We start from the raw sequence: 20,626 nt of genomic DNA on the forward strand, positions 1-20,626 counted from the left end.
GAGGGCGCCGGGTGAGGGCATCCGCGCCCCGCGCAGCGACCCTTCTTCACTTCGTAAGGAATGGAGCAACCACGCCGGGGTGCAACTTTCTACGGTCAGAACATGGAAATCGCCGTCGATGTCGTGCTCCCGTGTCTCGATGAGGCCGAGGCGCTGCCGGGTGTGCTGGCGGGGCTTCCCGCCGGGTGGCGCGCCATCGTCGTCGACAACGGTTCGACCGACGGGTCGGCCGCGGTGGCTGAGCAGCACGGTGCGACGGTCGTGCATGCGGCGCAACGGGGGTACGGCGCGGCCGTGCATGCCGGACTGATGGCGGCCAACGCGCCGATCGTCGCGTTCAGCGATGCCGACGGCTCGTTCGACCTGGCACAGCTGGCGGCTGTGGTCGGACCCGTGCGGTCGGGGGATGCCGATCTGGTGTTCGCGCGGCGGGTTCCGGCGCGGCCGGGGGCGTGGCCGCCCCACGCGCGGGTCGCGAATGCGGCGCTGCTGTGGTGGGTGCGTCGACGGATGGGCGTCGACGTGCATGACCTGGGGCCGATGCGGGCCGGGCGCCGGACCGACCTGATCGGACTCGATCTGCGTGATCGGCGCAGCGGGTATCCGCTCGAGCTGCTGTTGCGGGCGCACCGTGCGGGCTGGCGCATCGATGAGGTGCCGGTGCCGTACCTGCCGAGGGTGGGGCGTTCGAAGGTGACGGGCACGGTGCGCGGCACGGTTCAGGCCGTGCGCGATATGACGACGATGCTGCGGAGGTACGCATGACCACTCTGATCGTGATGGCGAAGGAGTGCATGCCCGGGCGGGTGAAGACGCGTCTGCACCCTCCGTTGAGTCTGGCGGATGCTGCGCGGCTCGCGCAGGCGTGTCTGGACGATACGGTCGCCCGCACCCGTGTGGTGGGTGAGCGCCGGGTGCTGTGCCTGCAGGGCAGTCTGCCCCCGATCGCGGGATTCGCGCAGGTGCCGCAGGTGCCGGGCGATCTCGACGAGCGGATCGGAGCTGTGCTCGACCAGGTGCGTGGGCCGGTGCTGTTGATCGGCATGGACACCCCGCAGGTCGATCCGGTGCTGCTGCAGCGCCTGGCCAACGAGTGGCCGCGCGACGTGGATGCCTGGTTCGGGCCCGCCGCGGATGGGGGCTTCTGGTTGCTGGGGCTGTCGGAACTGCCCGGCAGGAGCCGGGGGGATCTGGTGCGCGGCGTGCCGATGTCGCGCAGCGATACGGGGCGCAACACGCGTGATCGGCTGGTGCGGGCGGGACTGCGGGTGCGTGATGCGCCCGAGCTGAGCGACATTGATGACATCGCGTCGCTGCGGGTGGTCGCGCGCGAGGTCGATCCGGCGGGCCGCGTCGCTTCGGTGCTGCGGGAGTTGCGTCGGGAGGGCGCGCTCGATGGTGTCGTGGCGCCGCGCGGGGGTCTCGTCGCGCGACGTGGGGCGGAGGTCGCGTGATGCGCCGCGTGGTCGCTCCGGTCGATGAGCAGACGGTGGTCGACGCCCACTATGGCGCCGGGGGTGACGCCCCGTACGAGCTCGCGTTGCGAGGTGGGGGAGGGATGCTACAGATCATCGAGCACGGTGCCGCGGACGGTGGGCGCCCGGTCGAGCTCGGGCGGTTTCTCTCGGCGGCCGACCATGCGGATGCCGCGGTGATCGCGCGGGCGCACGGCACGGTGCTCGATGTCGGGTGCGGGCCGGGACGGATGATGCGCGCGTCGATCGTCGCGGGACACCTGAGTCTGGGGCTCGATGTGTCGGCGGCGGCCGTCGAACACGCGACAGCGCAGGGGTTGCCCGCACTGCGGCGCTCGGTGTTCGACTCCGTTCCCCGCGAGGGCGAGTGGGACACCGTGCTGCTGATCGACGGCAACCTCGGCATCGGCGGCGATCCCGTGGCATTGCTCGCCCGCTGCGCCGAACTGCTCGCTCCTGGTGGCTCGGTGCTGGCTGAACTGCACGCCGATAGCCGCCGCGACCGTGGGTTCGCGGCGCGGCTGGTCGACACCGACGGCAGAACCAGCGCGCCGTTCCGCTGGCACGAGGTCGGGCGTCGTCCACTGCCCGGCTACGCCCGGCGTGCCGGCCTACAGTGCGTCGAGGTGTGGGCGGATGCCGGACGCGTGTTCGCGCACCTTCGGCGATGAGGGTTCGGCGGTGCCGTAACTACAGGAGAACGCTCAGCGCCGCGAGAGCGGCACTGATGATGATGGCCCCGACCCCTACCCGTCGTCGGTGACGTGCGGGAATCAGCACAGCCGCCAACGTCACGATGAAGCTGAATGCGAGCACGAACGGCCCCATCACTGCAATGGCATACAGCGCGTGCGACCCGGGTGCGACCACACCGAGCACTGTCCAGAGTGAGGCACCGCCGAGTAGCACGATCGCTGCGGCGAAGAGCGGGGCGACGATGCGTGGCTGGCGGAATGCGTGCTGCACGGCGATCGCCGTGCCTCCCACGGTTCCTGCCGTCAGAGCCCAGACAGCGGTGAGTTGAAGTGCGCTTAGCGGATCGGTCGGGGCCTGCGAAGCGAGGAAGAACAGTGCCGGAGGTACAAGGCCCAGCGCGGCCGAGAACCCCGCGGCTGTCGGGAATCGTGTTCGGAATCGTCGCCAGCGATCGGCGACAGACGTGCGCCAGGAGGTCACTTCGCTACGTCCTTTTCGGCATACAGGTCTCGTGATCGAAGCATCTTGTCACCCCCTAGCGCTGAGACTAGACGCTACCTCGTCAGTGGAGTGTCGCCGACTAGGCTGGCGCGATGACCGCCGCTTCCGGAGAGATCACTTCTGCGTTGGTCCAGTCCCTCGTGTCGGAGCAGTTCCCTCAGTGGGCGCAGCTGCCGATCCGACCGGTCGAAGCTCAGGGGTGGGACAACCGCACTTTCCGGCTTGGCGACCGCATGGCCGTGCGTCTCCCGAGCGCTGATGGCTACGTCGCCGGCCTGGTTCGGGAGGAGCAAACCCTCGCGACCCTCGGCTCGCGGATCAGCGTGGCGATCCCCCGCGTCGTAGCGACCGGGGCTCCCTCGGCGGCGTTCAACCGGCCGTGGTCAGTGCGTGAGTGGATTGACGGACACACTCTGGCTGCGGTTGACGCGTCCGACCGAGAGCGCGCCATCGATAGCTTGGGCGACGCCTTGGCGAAGTTGCAGGCCTGTGACACGGGCGGAGGCCCGTGGGCGGGAAGGGCATCTGCCTACCGCGGCTGTCACGTCAGTAGCGTCGGTGAGGACGTGCAGGGTTGGCTCCCGCTTCTGAACGGACGTGAAGCAGACGGATGCCGGAAACTCTGGGATGCGTCAGTGGCCACGGCGTGGACAGGTACGCCAGTGTGGGTGCACGGCGATGTCGCGCCAGGCAACATGTTGTTCGACAGCAAAGGTCAGTTGGCGGCGCTCATCGACTTCGGACAGACGTGCATTGGAGACCCTGCTTGCGACCTGGCCTTCGCATGGTTGAGTTGCAGTGCCGGTGAACGTGATCAACTGCGCGACAGGCTGACACTGCCTGAGGGTGCCTGGCTGCGAGGTGCAGCCTGGGCGCTGTGGAAGGCTCTCATCAGTTCCCCCGAAGACGTGCTCGCCAGGTACGGGCGCTCGCGTGACGCCGTGCTGAGCGATGTGGCTGACTTGACAGCGGGCTAGGACTGCCGCTCAGACGCCGGCGAGGAACCGCTCGACCGTGTCAGCGAAGCCTGAATGATCCTGTGGTCTGTGGTTGGCGCCGCGTAGCTGAACGTGAGTCGCGCCTTCCTCTATCAAGACACCCGCTATCGTCTCGTACTCCGCATTCCACCCTCCCGTGATGACAAGCGTTGGCACCCCGACAATCGCGGAGCTTGCCACGCCGAATCCCCATGGCGGCTGCTTCGCCTCAAATCTTTCAGCGGTCTCCCGCTCTTCGTCCCACCGAGAACGCTCAGCGGGACCTCCGAACATGAGCGGGCGGACGATCGACCAGTAGCCGAACAGGTCACCACCCCGAGAAAGAGCTCGGGCGCGCGTGATCGCATCGATGTGATCTTCGATCACAGGTACGCCCCTCGCAACGTCGTACAGCGCAGGCTCTACGAGAACGAGGGCACGTGCGGCTATCTGACGCGCCTGTACGGCCAGAAACACGGGCACGGCGCCAGCCGAGTGTGCGAACACGACCGAGTTGCGCGGAGTGAGCGCCGCGAGGGATGCAACGTTCGCGTCCATCGGCCCGGTGAAGTCAAGACTCGCAAAACGCGACCCCTGGTCAGAGGTCGAAGGCCAAGCGTCGCGGCCTTGACGACCCGCGCCATGAACATACACTCGCATCCGCCCAGGGTAGTGCTGGCTTCCGGATTCCCTGCCGAAGCCGACCTGCGGCGATAGTTTCCGGTGCGCCCCACGAAGCGAGCGCAGCTCGAGCTGATAACGATCATTACCGGCGCGGCCCATTTCTCCGTCGTCGCCGCTGTTCTCGTCGTCTACCTTGTTCATGGCCAGCTGATGCGAAATCGTCCATTGGAAACTTGCGAGAGTGGTTGAGAGTCGCTTGGGACGGTTCGGAGTGTTCCTGCCATGTCTGTTGTGAAGGCGGATGAGGAACGGAGCGACCATGAGCAAGATGTTGATGTCAGCGATCGAGGAAGCCGACCCCGTGCGCGAGGACGAGGACCCCACCCGACGAGAGTTGGTGCGGCGACTGAGCGTGCAAGCCCAACGAGCATCGGTGGCGGTTGAGCGAGCGCCGTGGTGGAAGCGCCGCCGCACGATCATCCCCCTGGGCATCACCAGCGCTCTGGCACTTACAGGTGCAGCGGCTCTCGCCCCTCTCAACTTGGCAGTCAATGGCACCCAGGTGAGCTTCGACATGGAGATCCCGATCATCTATACGACAGACACCGGCGTCGACGTCAGCTGCCGGCTCGCCCTTTACTTCGGAGACCCGCTTGCGCGGACACCAGCCGACGAAGAGCTCGCTGAGTTTGTGAAGGGCCACGACTGGTCGGGGATCGGGCAACGCATCTATCGCGAAGCGATGTCGAACCCGTTCGTCCCTGGCCCAGATGATGACATTCAGGGCGACAGCCAAGAGGTTCGTGACGACTTCTCGTTCTCCCGGGCGATGGACTTGATCTGGGAGGAGATACCGGCCGAGATGCGCCAGGACGGGCTGGACGGTGGAGGCAGTTCCGACTGCACGGGGGTGCTGCGCTGATGCATCGCTCGCTTGCCCCGGAGATCAGAGAATGGGTCGAGTTGGTCGTCGCAGAGAACGCCGATGATCTCTTGCGCTATCTCCTCCGTCGCGTCGACGCGCCGGAGGACGCCGCCGATCTGCTCGGTCGTGTGCTCCTTGCGCTCTGGGAAGGCGGCGCGAGAGTGCCCACCGTCGACCCGGACGCGCGGATGTGGTGTTTCGGTATCGCCCGCAACATCCTCCGCGAGCACTACCGGCACAGCCAAAAGCGCCTCGCACTGGCTGACGATCTTAGAGATCATCTGCGCGACCTCGCGATTCCGGACAACGCAGCGGACACTGCTGCGGAAGCTCAGATGCGCGCCCACGCCGTCAGAACCGCAGTTCTGGCACTCGATGAGAGATACCGAGAACTGGTGATGCTCGTTCACTGGGACGGGTTCAGCTTGGCGGAGGCCGCGCGTCTTCTCGCTTTGAACGAGTCCACAGCGCGAACACGTTACGCCCGGGCGCTCCGGCGCCTCGAAGAATCACTGAACGAGTACGCAGCAGCGCATCACACCGATCACGTCGGCATGAAGCCGGAGTGCGTTTCCGGTCTCTGACCGGCTCAGACCTGCGTCTCTCGACCGGCGACCGGAAGCTCACTTGTCCGGCGCTGATATCGGAATCGCGCTTGCTGTCGACCCGAATGAAGTTGGCCTGTCCGACACCAGTGGGCTCGATTTACTCGGCGGCGCAGACGTCCTACCGCACTACACGGCGGACCAGCGAGAATCAGCCCGATCACACGCCATACGAACGTCTCGACCCGTTCTGTGTCTGCCGGAGGCGAGCGGAGCGGTAGTCCGCGAAGGACGAATACGAAGCGCGGGGCCGGAGCCGATCGAAATAGTCGACCGCCAACGGGTTCGAGTTCTCGTCGTGGAAGACTGCCCATGCGATCTCGGCCATATAGAGCCTCCGGCCTGACCGACTGGTGGCATCCGCCAAAACCGTCGTTCTGGGCAAGATAACGTCGGTGTTCGCCGAGCACCGCGCGTTGGCGACGAGCGCTTAAACGGCCGAGTTGGATGACTTCGCTGTGTTCCTCACCGCGAGCGTACGAGACAAGCTCTACCTCGGTGACCGTCTCGTGCAGCGGCTGTTCGAACTCGTGAACTCGTGCGGACTCGATTGCCTTCCAGCGTTCACGCGACTGCGTTTCGCCATAAACGATGGACATATGGAAGGTCCAGTCGGCCAGGGGCAGGTCACCAAGTCGACGAAAGCTAGTGGCGTCCAGCATGTCGGTCAATGTCGCGTAGGCGGAGACGAGGGAACTGCTACGAGCGAGCCGAAGGATGAGGATCTGCCAAGGGGCCGGGAACGCATCGACTGCCTGGCCGATGATCTCGATTGGCTGTTGCTCACATGCCCAGGCGTGCACGAGCGCGCTGAGTTCCTTGAGGCGCGATGGCTCGTAGAAGCCTCGTAGCGTCACATGGCCGCTGTGCGGGTGCGGAAGCCCCGCTAGCCCCAACGCCTTGCCCTGTTCCGTTGCGTACCGATCCGCCAGCCTTGAGGTAGGACGGAGCACGAGGTACTGCTGCCCATCGAGAGACTCGAGCTGCCTCGGTGTATTCATGAACGGTTTCCGCATGGGATGACGCTACTCGGCAGCCCGGAGAACTCGGATCTCATTACGTGGCTACCGCTCATGGAGCAACTGCTGTCGAGGATTGCTCTACAGCGCGTGGCACCTGAACTATTGCGCCCTCAGCTGTCGACGAGGTCCTGTCGTGAACGGTCCTCTACGACAGCGGCAGCGGCTGTGGGTTCGTCGTTTGGAGAGGTGGTGCCCTCGGGGCGTTCCGCCAGGTAGGTTCTCAACGATGCGCGTGCGCGGTGATAGCGACTCCGGACCGTTCCCTCCTTCATGCGCATGATCCGCCCTACATCCTTGAGCGAGAAGCCCTCCCAGTGCACGAGGCCGATGATGTCGCGATCAACCTGTTCGAGACGTATTAGGGCGTCTCGAAGGTCTGCATGATCATCACGATCCGAAAAGCCGGGACTTTCTGCGACGGTCAATATGCTTCGTAGTCGATCAGCCACAGCATGCTTGCGCTGCATGGTTCGATGATGACGAAGCAGAACCTTCCGCGCGATCCCGAACATCCATGGACGAACTTCGGAGTCATCGGAGGGGAGCGCTGTGATCCGCTTCCATACGATCAGGAGCACCTCGGACAATAAATCTGCAGCATCCTCCGGTGAGTCGACGCGCCGAGTCAGGTAGGCCAGCACATCGGCCGCGTGCGCGCGGACCGCGGCCGTGGCGCGAGACTTGCTCGTGCTCATCCCGCAGCACCACAGATCATGCCCATAGCGTCCACGGTTCGGGCGTCCGAATCTGGAAGGGGGCCTGCACGGTGGCCCTCGCTCAGCCAGTGAATGTCGTCAAAAGCCTGTTGTACGAATGCGCGGAGGATCGGCTCCAGGCCAAGGGCGACGCGGCTTTCGCCATCGCTGTCACCCTCCCTAGGAGGTTCTGTGTCGTATAAGTGCTGCCCCAGTCCTGTCCAGTTGTGCGAGACGATCGCGTCGTCCAGAGTCGCGTCATCGCCTCGATGGGGATTGCGCACCTCGATCCATACCCGACAGTTCTCCGTGTGACCGTCTTCAGTGACCCACGTCACCGGAATCGGTGCCGTGTTGCGCACGTTTCCGAGCGGCATGCTCACTCCTGCCCAGTGCGACATTGCAATCACCCCGGTACTCGCACCAGCGGTTAGCAAAACCCCGCCCGCGAGACACGCCGGAAGTAGCCATCTGCCACGCACATTTCTGCCGGCGCTGAGTCGCTTCGGCATCGTCTCGTCAGCGATACGTTCGGCCTCGGACACCACCGAGCCAGACAGGCTCGTTGCCATGCCATCAAGCGCTTCGTCCAGATTCGTACGAGTCATGACCCCTCCTAGAGCATCTACCAATACATGCCCGGGATTCGTGCAAACGTTGCAGGAGCTTCCGAGGTGGGGATTGTCGACCTGTGAGCAAGGTCGCGTCGGTGATCTCGATGGGGACGGCTTCGGCGCGCTTCTCGCGCGCAACCCGTCTCCTGTTCGCGGCCGAGGCCGTCCACCGAGCGTGCCCGACATTGTTCGGACAGTCCGAGCGTCGATCAATCGCTCGGAGAGTTCTCTGCCTGACGGGCGGCCTTTCCTGCCACCACTGATCCGATGACGAGCCAGATCGCGATCCAGGCACAGCCGACGGCGGCCGCACCGATGGCGTAGTCCTCACCGACGAAGACAGCGGTTGCGGCCGCGGCGATGAGGCCGAACCCACCTATCGCAATGGGAACCGCGGCGGCGGCGTGTCCGTGACTCCAAGCGTCCTCGGAGCGAAGTGTCGTTGTGGTCCTGATGCCTGTCCAGAAGTTCATAGGGAGGGCGCGACGGTAAGCCCGATAGGCAGTCCACACCATGATGACCCCCGCGATGAGCAGAGGGATTGCGGTGCTGATGGCGATGATCATAGAGAGGAGCTCCGTCCGTGGTCTTCGAATGTTGTGGCGGCATCGCTGCTCTTGGGTTGCGTCACCGGGCTGCCGTCTGGGCCAGAGCAGACTCGCACCGTCGAGCGCCCGCCGGGTCTTCCGGCGGATGGGTGGTGCATGAACTTCCATCCTGGAAGACCTCGACGTCTATCCGCGAACCAGCCGCCGCCCCTCTGCTACACCCTCAGAATGTGAAGAGCTACGTTTCCGGTAGCGCCAGATCGCCTCGACCGCCGTCGACTTCGGGGCCTTCCGTTAGACCCCTTGAACGTGCGCGTCAACTTCCGCAGCGATATCGGAATCGAGCTTCATCGACGTCCGCCAATCGTCATGGAGCAGCGCATGATCGACGTCGTCGAGTGCGATTATCTTGGCGTTCGTACCTTGCGCAGCCTCCGGTATCCAGTGGCGATCCTTCGTCCCGCCGATCGCGAGGTGCCTGTGGTCCGCCGCACGCAGCGCCGAGGCGACCTCCGGCTTGTTGAGCAGAGGCGTCAACCACACGCCAGCGATGCCCTCGTCAACGCAGCGCGGCAATGCGAGAGTGCCAAGAGACTTGGCGACCACCAGATCAATCCCGGTGGAAGACTCCGCCGCGTGAACCTCGAAAGCGCGATCGATCAACTGATACGGATTTGCGAAGTCTCCATCACCGTCTTCCCACTCCGCCACGCACACGCACCATCCGTGGGAAGCGAGTGCGGCCGCGGACCAGTACAGTAGCGGTGCCTGTGCAGGGTAGTCAGCTCCCGGGAGTAGCAGCGCTGAACGTCCAGTTGTTGCGGCTTCGTTGCCCAACCGCTTGATACGCACCATGCCCCGACGATACTCGTCGTCAATGTGGCGCTGAAGACCAACGTATGAGCCGCCACGCGCGATGAGCGCGCATAGTGTCGATCCCGCAGGCGGCGTGATAGTGAAGAGCCGTTGCGACAGCAGCAACGGGCCATCGATCGAAGACAGACGCACTCGATTCTTGACGCGTGGCCTAGCCATGCCGGTTCTCCTCCGGTGAGCCAGCGATGTCTACGAGGGCGGTAGAAACTACTGCAGGCGCCGTCAACTGAAGACCGTTGTTTCCCAGGCGATCTAGATACGCTGCAGAATCTCGGACACGACAGAAGCCTTCGCTCTGGTGTACTCACCCCAGTCCTTCGCCCGCGCTGAGGCTTCCTGCTTGACGGCGAGATACCTCTCTCGGCTCATCTCGTCTGCGAGCAAGATATCGCGGAACCGTACCCGCTTGGTCCATTCCTCGCCCCGAAACTCGAGCACGTGGACTACGTAGGCACGAGCGGAGCGAACCGGGAAACTCAGCCACGCGTGGTGGCTGCGCTCACCTTCAAGATCAAAACCGTGCTGCGCCAGTTGGTGAGCGGAACGCGATACCTCGCGAGCACTTACGCCGACCGCGAGATCAACGACGGGCTTCGCCGGTAGCCCAGGAACAGCCGTCGATCCAATGTGCTCGACTGAGGCAGAAGGCAGAACTGAGAGGATCTCCAGCGACATCCGGGCTGCTCGTCTTGCCCACTCCGCGTGCCCACCGTCGACCAGAACCACGCGATCGTCGGATGCCATCCGATGAGTGTTGCATGAGGCGGCCTGCCCCCTCAGAGTCGCTGCTCGTGTCGTCTTGGTTTCAAACGTCCGGGGGCGTTGGTCGCGGTGGGAGAATCACACGTGAACCAGCCCTCATACCGGTCGGAGAATGGGGCGTTCCCGAGATCGGCCCAGCGGCTCAGCCAGTAGGCTCACGGAATGAAATCGGCTCCGCCCTTCGACCAGGCCGCGTGGGTGGCGAACCAGAGATCAGCCAAGCGTCGACGCGCAATATGGACCGCGCTCATCATCACGGCCTTGCTGCTGGCATTGTTCTACGGTGGACGCGTCGCGTGGCTGACCATGATGGCAACGGGGGGCGACGTCCCACCGGCGTCCTCGGTCCCGCTACCGGAGGGGGCGGAGATTCTGGGTGACAGCATCGGCTGTGGAAGCGGAGGCTGCTCGGTCACCTTCACCGTGCGTCCTCCCTCGGGGCAGTCCCCGGAAGCCCTCGCGGAAGAGATGGGCGCAACCCCGCAGATGTCGGTATCAGGCACCTTCTGGGATCCTCGCACCGTTTGGGTGTCAGCGCGACCAGCGGGCAGTGTCTTGAACCTCGTCGTCGACTACCGGTCCGCCGAGTGGGTTCCGTAAAGATCAAGGCCCGCCACGCCAGTCACCCTCGCGCGCGGGATCTTGACGTCGGCAACTTTTTCGACCGTCTGACGGCGCTGCCGTCGATCAGGTAGACGAGTCACACGGCGCCTGCCGCAAACGATCGTTGCCAGATGGCCGGAGCCCTGCGCGTATGGATGCCGCCGCAAACCTGAACCGAAACCGTGGACCTGTAGGTCAGGAGGTCAATGACACCCGACCCGAGACTCGCACCCCAACGGTGACGACTGCGGGGAAGGGCAACTGCTCCCAGAATGCCACGGCAGAGCCGCCGGGCATGACAACTCCGGCCGACACCAACCATGCGGTCAAGACCATGCCGTGGGTGCCGACGATCACGTGCGGTGCGTCGTAGCGTCGCAGCCCGTCTGAGAGCCGGTGCGCCGCAGATTCCAGCGATTCCCAGCCGTCATGTCGGCGGTCAAGCTCTCCGGAAACCCATGCACGGCGTGCCGCACGATACCCATCGTGAACGTTCTCGATGCGATCCACTTCACGGAAAGCCGGATCGATGAGAACGGCGTCCTCTGACAGACCTGTTGCCAATGCGACCGTTTGCAGGGCTTTGAGTTCGGGACTAGAGACGAACTGCGCGCTGCGAGCAAGCTTCAATGCCGTGGCAGCCTCAACACCAGCCTGGGTGAGCGCCCACTCGGAGGGTTGTGCTTGCGGGTCGACCTCAGGGAGCGCGTGACGGACGAAAGTGATCGTCTGGGCGCCGTGCTGGCTATTCATCGCGCGGATCATTAGACGTGGCGGCAGTCAGGGGATGCTTCCTTGCATTGAGCTGCAACTTTGCCTCAGCGGCGTCGAGCAGATCTATCTCGACGTGAGCGGCAAGCTCGATCAGATAGATCAGCACGTCAGCCAGTTCCTCACGGAGTTGTTGCCGGTGGCTCGATGAATCGTCCCGCAAGTGGGTCTGCTCCTCGGGTGTGAGCCATTGCAAGACCTCAGCGACCTCTCCGACCTCACCGACGAGCGCCAGAGCGAGACTCTTGGAGTCGTGTAGCGCGTCCCAACCCCGTTCCCGTGCAAAGTCGTTGATCTGCAAGCTGAACTGCGTGAAGCGATCCATTGCCCCTCCGATGGTCTCTATCGACGCTAGCAGCGCGTCACGCCGCCTTCAGGTCGGCTGTTGGAGCACCGAGAACGATCGTTTTTTCATCGGAACTCTGGAGCGCCGATGGCCCACCGATAGAGTGAGCGCGTGCTTCTTTCCCGTGACTGATCGGTGATGGCGACCTCTGACGTCGCTCTCCCAACCGATCATTTCTCTTCAGCGCGCTGACAGCGCGCTATTTGGCTTGGAGTCACCCATCATGCAGTCCACCCGGACGGCACGTTATATCGACGTGCTCAGATTGCCTCGAGTTCTCGGAACCTTCGGGGCCGCCCTCATCGGTAGAGGAGCCTACGCTCTTGTCTTCCTCCCACTGCTCTACGCGGTCACCGACGCCACCGGCTCAGTGGGACTGGCCGGTATCGCCGTCGGCTTGTACGGCGCGGGAGCGAGCTTCCTTGCCCCCGTACGTGCGTGGTTCATCGACCATTTCGGGGCCCGGCGCATCCTTGCGATGTTGGTCGTGCTTTTCAGTGCCACGCTCGCCGCCACCGCTCTGTGAGCTCTTTATCAACTAAACGGCACGACGCTTCTCGTTCTCGCGGCTGTTGCTGGATCCGTCGCGCCACCGCTTGGGCCGACCATGCGCGTCGCGTGGGGACGACTCGCGCCCACGAGTGATCTTCTGAAGAAGGGGCTCAGCTTTGATGCGGTTGTCGAGGAGTTGCTCTATCTCGGCGGTCCCGCCGTGACAGGCCTTGCCCTCGCATTCATCGCTCCCGGCGCAGTACTTCTGGTCCCAGCCGCTCTCGTTCTCGTCGGCGGGCTTCTCTTCGTCACCACGCGCGCTGTCGGGGATATGGGGCCACAACTTCCACGGAATAAGCGAGGGCCCCGCGAACGGCCCTTGCTCCTCGAACCCCGGTTCGTTGCGATCTTGATACCCACACTCGTTGCGGGAGCGATTTCCGGCAGCCTCAGCGTCAGCGTCCCCGTTGTCGTCGCCGGCGCCGGCGGCCCGGCAGCAGCAGGCATCGCACTCGGTCTGTTTGCCGGAGGTAGCGCAGCCGGCGGGCTTCTCTATGGAGCGCTTCGCGTACCCGGGTCACCGATGCGGCAGCTTCTGGCCTTAACGGCCGCTCTGGTCGTCGTGAGCTCCGTCATTGCGCTTGTGACCGGGGCTGTTGCCGTGTCCGTTGTTCTTGCCGCAGCTGGCTTGTTCTTCTCCCCAGTGATGATCGTGGCCTACTTTGCCGCCCACCAGGAAGGTGGCGAGCACCGCCAGAACTCAGCGACAACCTGGGCCAACACCAGCCACAACGTAGGAGCAGCACTCGGCAGCGCTCTCGCAGGCATCATGATCCAAGCTACGACGGTCCCCGCCGCCGTCCTCGGAATCGCCACCGGCTCAGTGATCCTCATCATCGCCAGTGCTGTATTGAGCAGAGCGAGCGTACGCTCCAAACGATAGCCACCTGCCGGGGCGGATGAGTCACATCTGCCCCGGCACAGCAGTCTCACGAATCCCACCGTCCGCCGCGGCCCGGGCACCGCGCGAACAAGCCGAGCGCGTCTCACAAGATCCGCCGACAACGTCTGCCGTTCGGAGGTCATGACAAGCATCTGCGGCAGCCGTTTGGAAGCGGATGGCGGAAAACTTGTCTGAGACGATCGTTCTCGGTGGCGAGGTTGCCGGTCGTGAGCGCCAGGGTCCAGAACCCGAGCTCACAGCCGCGTAGCGGCTGACGATTTCGATGGGAAGGTCGCCAGGCCACGGGCCTCACTCAAGTGCCGCCAGACCCGCTTCGCTAGGCCTGCCCTGCGGCCGCCGTCAGACGGAGCGCCGGACTGCAAGGTCATTCTGATGACGCTGATGACGGTTGTCCATCGCGGGTCGGCGCGGGCAGACTGGCAACCATGCTTTATGACCGCGTTCTGGACCTCGCGGATGCCGAACAAATGCGTTCCGAAATTGCTGCGTTGGCTGCGCCGCGCACTCTCATGGTCGAGGGTGTGAGTCAGGGTCGGCTTGGGATCGAGCAGTTTCGATTCTGGGTGAGCGAACCGGCAGCGGCCTGGGAGATGGTGCGCGACAACGGAGCGAGGTGGTCCTACGTCGAAGGCGTCGTCGATTACGGGGGCGGCGAGCCCCGTCAGCTGGATTTCATCGCATCTCTACCAGAACAGCTGAAGATGCTCTGGCCAACCGAGTTGTTGCTCTGGGGGAATCGTCCTACGCACTTCCGTCCGGTCCTTCTTCAACGCATCGGCCAAAGCTCGCTACTTCTCACGCTTGAGCACGGGGAAGACCCCGCAATGCGACAGACGATGGTGGTGGATCGGTTCACCGGCATCGCCACAAAGCGAATTGAGTACGACCGCGGGCTGATACTAACGAGCGTCGTTGCCCTTGGTGAAACGCCGCCGAATCTTGACGCTACCTTCGAACCCGTCACCGATTGGATCCGCTCAGAATACTGAGCGCCCGTCGAGCAAAGGCCCGCGTACGGGTTTCTCGGTTTGTGGCGCAACACGCGCGAGGAGGGGGCGCGGACTCCGTAGACGATCGTCATGACTGCCGGTCGGCAGGGTTTTCCGGCGGACGCGGTTCCGCGGAGATTCACACACTGCGTACCCGGGGCACATGGGACAATCGTGCGTGCTCTCCGTTACTCATGAACCGGCTGCTTACGTATGCCCCTTCTGTGGACTTCAGCGGGGCATCTTCAATGAGCGGAATCAACCTTCGGATGTCGTTGCCGTCACGGAGCGTGCTTTTGCGCGTATCGCGCCGAAGTGGTGGCCGGGTAACGCGGGTGCGGTTCTCGTGATTCCGCGCACGCACGTTGAGAACATCTACGCGCTCACCCCGGAGGACGGTCAAGCCGTGTGGGAGCTAACGCAGCGCGTTGCGGTAGGTATTCGATCTGCATACGGGTGCGAGGGTACTTCGATCCGGCAACACAACGAGCCCGCGGGAGATCAAGACGTCTGGCACCTACACGTACATGTGTTTCCTCGGTATGACTCCGACGATCTCTATCGGCGCCATGATCAGTCCAGTTGGGTTACACCAGATGATCGAGAACCGTACGCGACGAGGTTGCGTGAAGCTCTAGGCATGCCGTCTTCGTTTGAAGGCTCAGAAGGGCACGGGCGGTGTGAAGCGAAACACGTTGGTTTCGCGTCGCACGAAGCCCACTGACTCATACAGTCGCTGTGCCAGCTCGCGCGACGGCCGTGATGTGAGGTCGAGGGTTCGGATCCCGCGTTCAGTGGCGAGTTCGGTCATCCGAATCAACAGAGCTCGGGCGATGCCCTTCCCTCGCATTTCGTCGTCTACGACGACGTCGTCTACGTGACCCCGAAGTCCTGTCGGCAGGGGGAAGGTCACGAGGGTTGCGGCACCAACGATCCTCTCGTGATCGCGTACGACAAGCAGCTCCGTCTCGTGGTGAGTGACGATCGCTTCCCGACGAGGCCGGTCAACCGTAGCCGTCGTTGAAAGTTGGGCGAGCAGATGCGCGACGTCCTTTGCGTCGGCGTCAGTGACGGACGACAGCACTTCGACAGTTGCGGCGATTCCACTTACTCCGACACCATAGCCAGTCATCCATACGTTAACCCCCTGCCGAAACCATTGCCCGCCGAAAGACCCTCGGCACCGTTTTCGGCCGGCGTCGCGCCAGCATCCGACACCGCCCGCTCATGCCTGCGTTACTGCTCTCGCGCGCGGCGCCGGCGCGCGGCGTCGCGCACCGCGTCGACGCCACGGTGCGCTGCGGTGAGCAGCGGCACGAGCAGGGCGTCGTGCACGACGACCGCCGCGACCAACCAGATGGCGACACCGAGCAACTGTTGCAGGTTCTGCGTGGTCACCAGCAGCCACGCGCCGTAGGCGATGCCGGCGGCCCCCACCGCCCACAGCAGCATCCGCGCGGCACCCATCAGAGCACCTCGATCGTGTGCAACCACTTGGTCTGCAGCACTCCCGGCCGCCCGGGCGCGATCACACGTGCCGGGTAGCCGTGATCGAGCGAGAGGCGCTCGCCGTTGAGGCGCAGGGCGATCAGAGTGAGCGGATCCCGCGCGTACACGGCAGGCATCGTCGTCACCGAGAACGCTCCGCGCTGCTGCAGACTGCGCAGGCGCAGGTCTTCGCCGGGCCCCGCTCCGACCAGCATCATCAGCTCAGCCAACCGCACCCCCGACCAGTCGGCCACCGCCGTCCACCCCTCGACGCACGCGATCGGCAGCGTCTCGGTGCGCTGCGGCAGCCCCGCCAGCTCATGCGCCGACAGCACGGCCGTACGGGCCCCGTTGCGCAGTGTGAGTCTCCAGTCGGGATCGGATGCCAGCGCGACCGCTCCGGCCTGCGCAGCCGTGCGGTTCACCGGCACCCGCTGCGGCGCATCCAGCCGGCGCCGCTCATCGGCGAGGCTGAACGGCCCCCACGGCAACACGCTGTGTGTCAGCGCCAACGCCCCCATCGCCGCCGAACCCGCCGCCACCCCCGTCAAGAACCGGCGACGCGAGACACGCTCATCGGTCATCGTCGGCCTCCTCGCCCGCATCGCGCCGCCAATGCCGCCGGATCGCCGGCAGCTGCACGCCGATGTGCACCAGCAGCGCGCCCATCAGCATCCACGACAACGCGAAATGCGTGCGCCGAAAAGAGAACGTCCACGGATACCACTCGAGCGCATTCAGCACACCCGTCACCGGCACCACCAGCGCGGTCGCCACGAGCACGGCGATCGACGCCCGCTCGACCAGATCGGCCACGCCGCGCACCGGCGGCCACCGGAACAGTCGCGGGTACACCGTCCACAGCTTCGCCAGCAGTAGAGGCAGCAGCATGCTGCCCGAGACGACATGGATGCCCTGCGTCCACGCATACAGACCGATCGGCCGTGTCGGCAACGGCAGCCACGGCAACGGGCTCTGCAGCAGATGGCTGTACACTCCGGTGGCGAAGCACGCCACCAGCGCCAGCGCCAGCATCCGTCCGATCACCACCGCCATGCGCGTGTCACGCACCGGTGAACGCAACAGTTCCTGCACCTGCTGCGATCGCCGCTGCAGCATGCCAGACACCCGGTCGACGACCGAGACGGTCGCGCCGGAGTCTGCCGCGTGGGGGGCATCCATGACGACAGTGTGCGCCGGTGCGATCCGGGTGGCATCGGGCATCCGCTTACGAGACCGTGACAGTCACCCCTCGCGGGCGCTGTCACCGCGCTGTAAGGAACAGGGGTACCGCGACGCGCCACCCCGACCCATGCTGGACACATGCACCCCGCGCACACACCCGTCGACATCGCCGTCGTGGGCGGATCCGGCCTCGCCGAGATCCCGCTGGACGATGCCCGTGCCCTCCTGCCTGTCGCGACCCCGTACGGTCCCGTCCCCGGCATCACCGTCGGCGACCTCGCCGGCCGCCGCGTCGCGTTCGTCGCCCGCCACGGGGCCGGCCACCGCGTGCCGCCGCACCGGCTGAACAGCCGTGCGCACCTGTGGGCGCTCGCGGCGCTCGGCGCGAAGACCCTGCTGTCGACCAACGCCGTCGGCGGCCTCACCGCGACCCTGCGCCCCGGCGACCTGGTGCTCACCGACCAACTCATCGACCGCACGCACGGCCGCGCCGACACGTACTTCGACGGCGACGACAGCACCGGCGGGGTGCAGCACCTGCCCTTCGCCGAGCCGTACAGCCGCCGACTGCGGCGTCACGCGCACGCCGTACTGGTCGGCATGGACGAGCGCGTGCACCCTGCGGGCACGAGCGTCGTCATTCAAGGCCCCCGCTTCGCGACCCGCGCCGAAGCCGACTGGCACCGCGCGATGGGAGCCGACCTGGTCAACATGACCCAGCTGCCCGAGGCCGCGCTCGCCGCCGAACTGGGCCTGGAGCACCTCAACATCGCCGTCGTCACCGACACCGACACCGACGCCGGGATGGGCGACGACGACACCTCAGCGACCGCCGAACGCGTCTTCGCCGTCATGGCCGCGGCCACCCCGCGGCTCATCGCCGCGGTGCGCACGATCATCCCGGCCCTGCCGCTCGACGGCCCGCCCAACCCCGCTCTGCCACCCGAAGCGACGCACGCCATTCTGGAACGGCAGGTGGGGGCGGGGTCACCATGAGCACCATCGGGCGGATGCTGGTCACCGGCGGCGCCGGCTTCATCGGCGGCGCCGTCGTGGCGCAGGCGCTCGCCGCGGGGTGGCAGGTGCGCGTGCTCGACTCGCTGCGCGCCGACGTGCACGGCAGCACAGCGGATGCCGAGCCGCCTTCGAATGTCGAGACGGTCATCGGCGATGTGCGCGACCGCGACGTGCTGGATGCCGCCCTGCGCGACGTCGACCTGGTCTGCCACCAGGCGGCCAAAGTCGGACTGGGCGTCGACATCGCCGACGCCCCCGACTACGTCGCCTCGAACTCGCTCGCCACGGCCGTACTGCTGACCGCGATGCGTGACGCCCGTATCGACCGGCTCGTACTGGCCTCGTCGATGGTCGTCTACGGCGAAGGGCTCTACCGCGACGGCGATCGGCTCGTCAACGCACCCCCGCGCGCACGGGCAGATCTCGAGCGCGGCCTGTTCGAGCCGCGCTCGGCGTCTGGCCGGCCATTGCAGCCCGAGCTCATCGACGAAGACCGGCCATGCGACCCGCGCAATGTGTACGCCGCGACCAAACTCGAACAAGAGCTGCTCGCCCGCGACTGGGCCCGGTCGACCGGCGGCCGGGCCGCGATGCTGCGGTACCACAACGTGTACGGGCCGCACATGCCGCAGGGCACGCCATACGCCGGGGTCGCGGCACTTTTCCGCACGGCGCTCGAACGCGGCCAGACGCCCCGAGTGTTCGAAGACGGCCGCCAGCGCCGTGATTTCGTGCACGTCAGTGATGTCGCCTCAGCCAACCTGGCCGCCGCGCGCTGGACCGACGAGCAGGCCGCCGGCACCAGTCGCGCCTTCAACGTCGGCAGCGGCGACGTGCACACGATCGGCGAGTTCGCGCAGGTGCTCTGCGATGCGCTGGGTGCCCCCGCTCCGCAGATCACCGGCGAGTTCCGTATGGGCGATGTGCGGCACATCACCGCCTCATCCGCCCGCATCCGCGCCGAGCTCGACTGGCGGCCCCAGGTGCCGTTCGACGCGGGCGTGCGGGCGTTCGCCACCGCACCGCTCCGTCCCGCGGCGGTGCGGGTGTGACCGCGCAGAGGACTGCTACCGGGTCGGTCGCGCCGCACACCGCAGAGCCGAGCGGGCGGCTCGCGCTCTGGGGCGGCGTCGCCGCTCTCGTGCTGATCGCCGCCGCGATCGCCGTGCCCGCGATCACCGGGTGGAACGTGCACGTGCGCTGGTTCCCACCCCTGCACGCCGAATGGGCACCGCGCGTCGGACCCGGCCTGCCCGCCGCGATCGCCGTGGGAGTGCTCGTGATCGCCTACGGCGACCGGGTCGCCCGCACCCTGCGCTGGGGCGGCCTGCTGCCCGTGGTGTTCGCCGCCGCTCTGGCCTGGTTGCTCTCGCTTGCGCTCATCGACGGCCTCGACGGCATCGGCACGATCCTCGATCACCGCTACGAGTACCTGGGCACGGCCCGCGAGGTCACCGACTTCACCGCCACGCTGCGCGAGTACGTCTCACGCATCCCGTTCGCACATCCCGACAACTGGCCGGTGCACATCGCCGGCCACCCGCCCGGCGCCCTGCTGTTCTTCTACCTGCTGGTCCAGCTCGGGCTGGGCAGTGCACTCGCCGCGGGGTTCGTCGTCACCGTGATCGGCGCCACCATCCCGATCGCCGTACTCGATACGATGCGCACACTCGGCGCCGAGACCCATGCGCGCCGGGCAGCACCGCTGCTGGCCATCGGCCCGGCGGCGATCTGGATCGCTGTCTCGGGCGATGGCATGTTCGCGGCCGTTGCCGCATGGGGCATCTGGGCACTCGCGCGTGCGACGCGCGCTGGGCATCACCGACGGGTCGGAAAGACGATGCTCTGGGCGGTGCTGGCCGGCCTGCTGCTGGGATACTGCGTCATGCTCTCGTACGGGCTGCCCCTGCTGGGCGTTCTCGCGGTCGCCGTGCTGATCGCCGGTCGCAGCTGGTGGCCCCTGCCGGTCGCGGCCGTGACCGCTCTGGCTGTTGTGCTGGCATTCGCCGTCGCAGGGTTCGCCTGGTGGGAGGCATTTCCGGTGCTGCACCAGCGCTACTGGGACGGCGTGGCATCGAACCGGCCGGCCGCCTACTGGTTGTGGGGCAACCTCGCGGCCTTCGCCATCAGCGCCGGCCCCATGGTCGGTGCCTCACTGGCCGGCGCGGTGGGTACCGCCGCGCGCGGCTTCCGCACGCCCCGCGACGAGCATCCGAGTGGCATCCGAATCGTACTGTTGCTCACCCTCGCCGGGTGGCTGATGGTGCTACTGGCCGACGTCTCGGGCATGAGCCGCGCCGAGGTCGAACGCATCTGGTTGCCGTTCGTGCCCTGGGCGCTGCTGGGGCTGTCGCTGTTCTCACCGAAGGTGCGCCGGGTGGCGTTGGCCGTGCAGGTGGTGTTCGCGATCGTCGTGCAGTCGCTGCTGCAGACGGGGTGGTGACCGCGGAG

27 protein-coding genes and 1 pseudogene are annotated in these 20,626 nt (G+C 65.8%); 14 read left to right on the forward strand and 14 right to left on the reverse strand.

Features of this window, described 5'->3' with window-relative positions:
* The first annotated feature begins 102 nt into the window (after positions 1–102).
* From PTQ19_RS00965 to PTQ19_RS00975, 3 genes are read left to right on the forward strand one after another with little or no spacing between them, the layout of a single operon-like run.
* The gene (locus PTQ19_RS00965) at positions 103–765 is read left to right on the forward strand and encodes a glycosyltransferase family 2 protein (protein WP_274368102.1); all 663 of its coding nucleotides are present in this window, start codon (positions 103–105) and stop codon (positions 763–765) included.
* Complete coding sequence (locus tag PTQ19_RS00970) at positions 762–1,454, forward strand: TIGR04282 family arsenosugar biosynthesis glycosyltransferase (RefSeq protein WP_274368103.1); 693 nt, start codon at positions 762–764, stop codon at positions 1,452–1,454. The genes PTQ19_RS00965 and PTQ19_RS00970 overlap by 4 nt, the downstream gene beginning before the upstream one ends.
* Positions 1,454–2,146: a class I SAM-dependent methyltransferase gene (locus tag PTQ19_RS00975; protein ID WP_274368104.1), complete on the forward strand. Its 693-nt coding sequence runs from the start codon at positions 1,454–1,456 to the stop codon at positions 2,144–2,146. The genes PTQ19_RS00970 and PTQ19_RS00975 overlap by 1 nt, the downstream gene beginning before the upstream one ends.
* Positions 2,147–2,165: 19 nt before the next feature.
* Here the strand turns inward: PTQ19_RS00975 and PTQ19_RS00980 are convergent, their stop codons facing one another.
* On the reverse strand, positions 2,166–2,651 hold the full coding sequence (locus PTQ19_RS00980; protein ID WP_274368105.1) for a hypothetical protein: 486 nt from the start codon (positions 2,649–2,651) through the stop codon (positions 2,166–2,168).
* A gap of 113 nt (positions 2,652–2,764) precedes the next feature.
* On the opposite strand from PTQ19_RS00980, the gene PTQ19_RS00985 reads away from it, so the two are divergent.
* Positions 2,765–3,649: an aminoglycoside phosphotransferase family protein gene (locus PTQ19_RS00985; RefSeq protein ID WP_274368106.1), complete on the forward strand. Its 885-nt coding sequence runs from the start codon at positions 2,765–2,767 to the stop codon at positions 3,647–3,649.
* A 9-nt stretch (positions 3,650–3,658) separates the two neighbouring features.
* Here the strand turns inward: PTQ19_RS00985 and PTQ19_RS00990 are convergent, their stop codons facing one another.
* Entirely contained in the window at positions 3,659–4,594 is a 936-nt protein-coding gene (locus PTQ19_RS00990; RefSeq protein ID WP_274368107.1) for an alpha/beta hydrolase, read from the reverse strand.
* On the opposite strand from PTQ19_RS00990, the gene PTQ19_RS00995 reads away from it, so the two are divergent.
* Together PTQ19_RS00995 and PTQ19_RS01000 are read left to right on the forward strand one after the other, a co-directional pair.
* Positions 4,593–5,195, forward strand: a complete 603-nt coding sequence (locus PTQ19_RS00995) for a hypothetical protein (protein WP_274368108.1) — start codon at positions 4,593–4,595, stop codon at positions 5,193–5,195. The two genes, PTQ19_RS00990 and PTQ19_RS00995, sit on opposite strands and share 2 nt — an antisense overlap.
* A 41-nt stretch (positions 5,196–5,236) precedes the next feature.
* A complete protein-coding gene (locus PTQ19_RS01000) occupies positions 5,237–5,782 on the forward strand; it encodes an RNA polymerase sigma factor (protein WP_274368109.1) in 546 nt (181 codons plus the stop codon).
* A gap of 5 nt (positions 5,783–5,787) precedes the next feature.
* On the opposite strand, the gene PTQ19_RS01005 is transcribed toward PTQ19_RS01000, so the two are convergent.
* The 6 genes from PTQ19_RS01005 to PTQ19_RS01030 form a co-directional block, all read right to left on the reverse strand.
* Complete coding sequence (locus PTQ19_RS01005; RefSeq protein ID WP_338000578.1) at positions 5,788–6,819, reverse strand: 2'-5' RNA ligase family protein; 1,032 nt, start codon at positions 6,817–6,819, stop codon at positions 5,788–5,790.
* 116 nt (positions 6,820–6,935) lie between these two features.
* Positions 6,936–7,520, reverse strand: coding sequence for an RNA polymerase sigma factor (locus PTQ19_RS01010; protein WP_274368110.1), 585 nt, complete (start codon positions 7,518–7,520; stop codon positions 6,936–6,938).
* A complete protein-coding gene (locus PTQ19_RS01015) occupies positions 7,517–8,128 on the reverse strand; it encodes a hypothetical protein (RefSeq protein WP_274368111.1) in 612 nt (203 codons plus the stop codon). The genes PTQ19_RS01010 and PTQ19_RS01015 overlap by 4 nt, the downstream gene beginning before the upstream one ends.
* A 215-nt stretch (positions 8,129–8,343) precedes the next feature.
* Complete coding sequence (locus PTQ19_RS01020) at positions 8,344–8,700, reverse strand: SdpI family protein (RefSeq protein ID WP_274368112.1); 357 nt, start codon at positions 8,698–8,700, stop codon at positions 8,344–8,346.
* Positions 8,701–8,976: 276 nt separating this feature from the next.
* Entirely contained in the window at positions 8,977–9,537 is a 561-nt protein-coding gene (locus PTQ19_RS01025) for a hypothetical protein (protein WP_274368113.1), read from the reverse strand.
* A 273-nt stretch (positions 9,538–9,810) separates the two neighbouring features.
* The gene (locus tag PTQ19_RS01030; RefSeq protein ID WP_274368114.1) at positions 9,811–10,302 is read right to left on the reverse strand and encodes a GrpB family protein; all 492 of its coding nucleotides are present in this window, start codon (positions 10,300–10,302) and stop codon (positions 9,811–9,813) included.
* A gap of 180 nt (positions 10,303–10,482) precedes the next feature.
* On the opposite strand from PTQ19_RS01030, the gene PTQ19_RS01035 reads away from it, so the two are divergent.
* Complete coding sequence (locus PTQ19_RS01035) at positions 10,483–10,920, forward strand: hypothetical protein (protein WP_206821263.1); 438 nt, start codon at positions 10,483–10,485, stop codon at positions 10,918–10,920.
* Positions 10,921–11,118: 198 nt separating this feature from the next.
* Here PTQ19_RS01035 and PTQ19_RS01040 read toward each other — a convergent pair whose 3' ends face one another.
* The gene (locus PTQ19_RS01040) at positions 11,119–11,688 is read right to left on the reverse strand and encodes a histidine phosphatase family protein (protein WP_274368115.1); all 570 of its coding nucleotides are present in this window, start codon (positions 11,686–11,688) and stop codon (positions 11,119–11,121) included.
* A complete protein-coding gene (locus tag PTQ19_RS01045; RefSeq protein WP_206821261.1) occupies positions 11,669–12,019 on the reverse strand; it encodes a nucleotide pyrophosphohydrolase in 351 nt (116 codons plus the stop codon). Before PTQ19_RS01045 ends, PTQ19_RS01040 begins: the two co-directional genes overlap by 20 nt.
* 244 nt (positions 12,020–12,263) lie before the next feature.
* Here PTQ19_RS01045 and PTQ19_RS01050 point away from each other — a divergent pair, with 244 nt between their 5' ends.
* The 4 genes and pseudogenes from PTQ19_RS01050 (at position 12,264) to PTQ19_RS01065 (ending at position 15,209) form a co-directional block, all read left to right on the forward strand.
* A complete protein-coding gene (locus tag PTQ19_RS01050; protein WP_274368116.1) occupies positions 12,264–12,566 on the forward strand; it encodes a hypothetical protein in 303 nt (100 codons plus the stop codon).
* A 36-nt stretch (positions 12,567–12,602) separates the two neighbouring features.
* Positions 12,603–13,475 (forward strand): annotated as a pseudogene (locus PTQ19_RS01055) (MFS transporter); the annotation flags it as partial.
* Positions 13,476–13,921: 446 nt separating this feature from the next.
* Positions 13,922–14,485: a hypothetical protein gene (locus tag PTQ19_RS01060; RefSeq protein ID WP_274368118.1), complete on the forward strand. Its 564-nt coding sequence runs from the start codon at positions 13,922–13,924 to the stop codon at positions 14,483–14,485.
* Positions 14,486–14,648: 163 nt separating this feature from the next.
* Positions 14,649–15,209, forward strand: a complete 561-nt coding sequence (locus PTQ19_RS01065) for an HIT family protein (RefSeq protein WP_206821259.1) — start codon at positions 14,649–14,651, stop codon at positions 15,207–15,209.
* On the opposite strand, the gene PTQ19_RS01070 is transcribed toward PTQ19_RS01065, so the two are convergent.
* The 4 genes from PTQ19_RS01070 to PTQ19_RS01085 form a co-directional block, all read right to left on the reverse strand.
* Positions 15,147–15,569: a GNAT family N-acetyltransferase gene (locus PTQ19_RS01070; protein ID WP_274369010.1), complete on the reverse strand. Its 423-nt coding sequence runs from the start codon at positions 15,567–15,569 to the stop codon at positions 15,147–15,149. The genes PTQ19_RS01065 and PTQ19_RS01070 overlap by 63 nt on opposite strands.
* Before the next feature lie 152 nt (positions 15,570–15,721).
* Positions 15,722–15,952, reverse strand: coding sequence for a hypothetical protein (locus PTQ19_RS01075; protein ID WP_274368119.1), 231 nt, complete (start codon positions 15,950–15,952; stop codon positions 15,722–15,724).
* Positions 15,952–16,557, reverse strand: a complete 606-nt coding sequence (locus tag PTQ19_RS01080; RefSeq protein ID WP_274368120.1) for a molybdopterin-dependent oxidoreductase — start codon at positions 16,555–16,557, stop codon at positions 15,952–15,954. The genes PTQ19_RS01075 and PTQ19_RS01080 overlap by 1 nt, the downstream gene beginning before the upstream one ends.
* Entirely contained in the window at positions 16,547–17,155 is a 609-nt protein-coding gene (locus tag PTQ19_RS01085; protein ID WP_274368121.1) for a hypothetical protein, read from the reverse strand. The genes PTQ19_RS01080 and PTQ19_RS01085 overlap by 11 nt, the downstream gene beginning before the upstream one ends.
* A 141-nt stretch (positions 17,156–17,296) precedes the next feature.
* Here PTQ19_RS01085 and PTQ19_RS01090 point away from each other — a divergent pair, with 141 nt between their 5' ends.
* From PTQ19_RS01090 to PTQ19_RS01100, 3 genes are read left to right on the forward strand one after another with little or no spacing between them, the layout of a single operon-like run.
* A complete protein-coding gene (locus PTQ19_RS01090) occupies positions 17,297–18,154 on the forward strand; it encodes an MTAP family purine nucleoside phosphorylase (protein ID WP_274368122.1) in 858 nt (285 codons plus the stop codon).
* Entirely contained in the window at positions 18,151–19,227 is a 1,077-nt protein-coding gene (locus PTQ19_RS01095; protein ID WP_274368123.1) for an NAD-dependent epimerase/dehydratase family protein, read from the forward strand. The genes PTQ19_RS01090 and PTQ19_RS01095 overlap by 4 nt, the downstream gene beginning before the upstream one ends.
* A complete protein-coding gene (locus PTQ19_RS01100) occupies positions 19,224–20,618 on the forward strand; it encodes a hypothetical protein (protein WP_274368124.1) in 1,395 nt (464 codons plus the stop codon). Before PTQ19_RS01095 ends, PTQ19_RS01100 begins: the two co-directional genes overlap by 4 nt.
* The last annotated feature ends 8 nt before the right edge of the window (positions 20,619–20,626 follow it).

It is taken from the genome of Microbacterium esteraromaticum (genome assembly GCF_028747645.1).
Lineage (GTDB): Bacteria > Actinomycetota > Actinomycetes > Actinomycetales > Microbacteriaceae > Microbacterium > Microbacterium esteraromaticum_C.

Coding starts and splice junctions, on each gene's coding strand:
- PTQ19_RS00970 (WP_274368103.1), top strand. CDS start 762: ATGACCACTCTGATCGTGATGGCGAAGGAGTGCATGCCCGGGCGGGTG.
- PTQ19_RS01075 (WP_274368119.1), bottom strand. CDS start 15,952: ATGGGTGCCGCGCGGATGCTGCTGTGGGCGGTGGGGGCCGCCGGCATC.
- PTQ19_RS01010 (WP_274368110.1), bottom strand. CDS start 7,520: ATGAGCACGAGCAAGTCTCGCGCCACGGCCGCGGTCCGCGCGCACGCG.
- PTQ19_RS00965 (WP_274368102.1), top strand. CDS start 103: ATGGAAATCGCCGTCGATGTCGTGCTCCCGTGTCTCGATGAGGCCGAG.
- PTQ19_RS01040 (WP_274368115.1), bottom strand. CDS start 11,688: ATGATCCGCGCGATGAATAGCCAGCACGGCGCCCAGACGATCACTTTC.
- PTQ19_RS01065 (WP_206821259.1), top strand. CDS start 14,649: ATGGGACAATCGTGCGTGCTCTCCGTTACTCATGAACCGGCTGCTTAC.
- PTQ19_RS01080 (WP_274368120.1), bottom strand. CDS start 16,557: ATGACCGATGAGCGTGTCTCGCGTCGCCGGTTCTTGACGGGGGTGGCG.
- PTQ19_RS00985 (WP_274368106.1), top strand. CDS start 2,765: ATGACCGCCGCTTCCGGAGAGATCACTTCTGCGTTGGTCCAGTCCCTC.
- PTQ19_RS01035 (WP_206821263.1), top strand. CDS start 10,483: ATGAAATCGGCTCCGCCCTTCGACCAGGCCGCGTGGGTGGCGAACCAG.
- PTQ19_RS01025 (WP_274368113.1), bottom strand. CDS start 9,537: ATGGTGCGTATCAAGCGGTTGGGCAACGAAGCCGCAACAACTGGACGT.
- PTQ19_RS01090 (WP_274368122.1), top strand. CDS start 17,297: ATGCACCCCGCGCACACACCCGTCGACATCGCCGTCGTGGGCGGATCC.
- PTQ19_RS01020 (WP_274368112.1), bottom strand. CDS start 8,700: ATGATCATCGCCATCAGCACCGCAATCCCTCTGCTCATCGCGGGGGTC.
- PTQ19_RS01095 (WP_274368123.1), top strand. CDS start 18,151: ATGAGCACCATCGGGCGGATGCTGGTCACCGGCGGCGCCGGCTTCATC.
- PTQ19_RS00995 (WP_274368108.1), top strand. CDS start 4,593: ATGAGCAAGATGTTGATGTCAGCGATCGAGGAAGCCGACCCCGTGCGC.
- PTQ19_RS01060 (WP_274368118.1), top strand. CDS start 13,922: ATGCTTTATGACCGCGTTCTGGACCTCGCGGATGCCGAACAAATGCGT.
- PTQ19_RS01015 (WP_274368111.1), bottom strand. CDS start 8,128: ATGACTCGTACGAATCTGGACGAAGCGCTTGATGGCATGGCAACGAGC.
- PTQ19_RS01030 (WP_274368114.1), bottom strand. CDS start 10,302: ATGGCATCCGACGATCGCGTGGTTCTGGTCGACGGTGGGCACGCGGAG.
- PTQ19_RS01045 (WP_206821261.1), bottom strand. CDS start 12,019: ATGGATCGCTTCACGCAGTTCAGCTTGCAGATCAACGACTTTGCACGG.
- PTQ19_RS01050 (WP_274368116.1), top strand. CDS start 12,264: ATGCAGTCCACCCGGACGGCACGTTATATCGACGTGCTCAGATTGCCT.
- PTQ19_RS01085 (WP_274368121.1), bottom strand. CDS start 17,155: ATGGATGCCCCCCACGCGGCAGACTCCGGCGCGACCGTCTCGGTCGTC.
- PTQ19_RS00975 (WP_274368104.1), top strand. CDS start 1,454: ATGCGCCGCGTGGTCGCTCCGGTCGATGAGCAGACGGTGGTCGACGCC.
- PTQ19_RS01005 (WP_338000578.1), bottom strand. CDS start 6,819: ATGCGGAAACCGTTCATGAATACACCGAGGCAGCTCGAGTCTCTCGAT.
- PTQ19_RS00990 (WP_274368107.1), bottom strand. CDS start 4,594: ATGGTCGCTCCGTTCCTCATCCGCCTTCACAACAGACATGGCAGGAAC.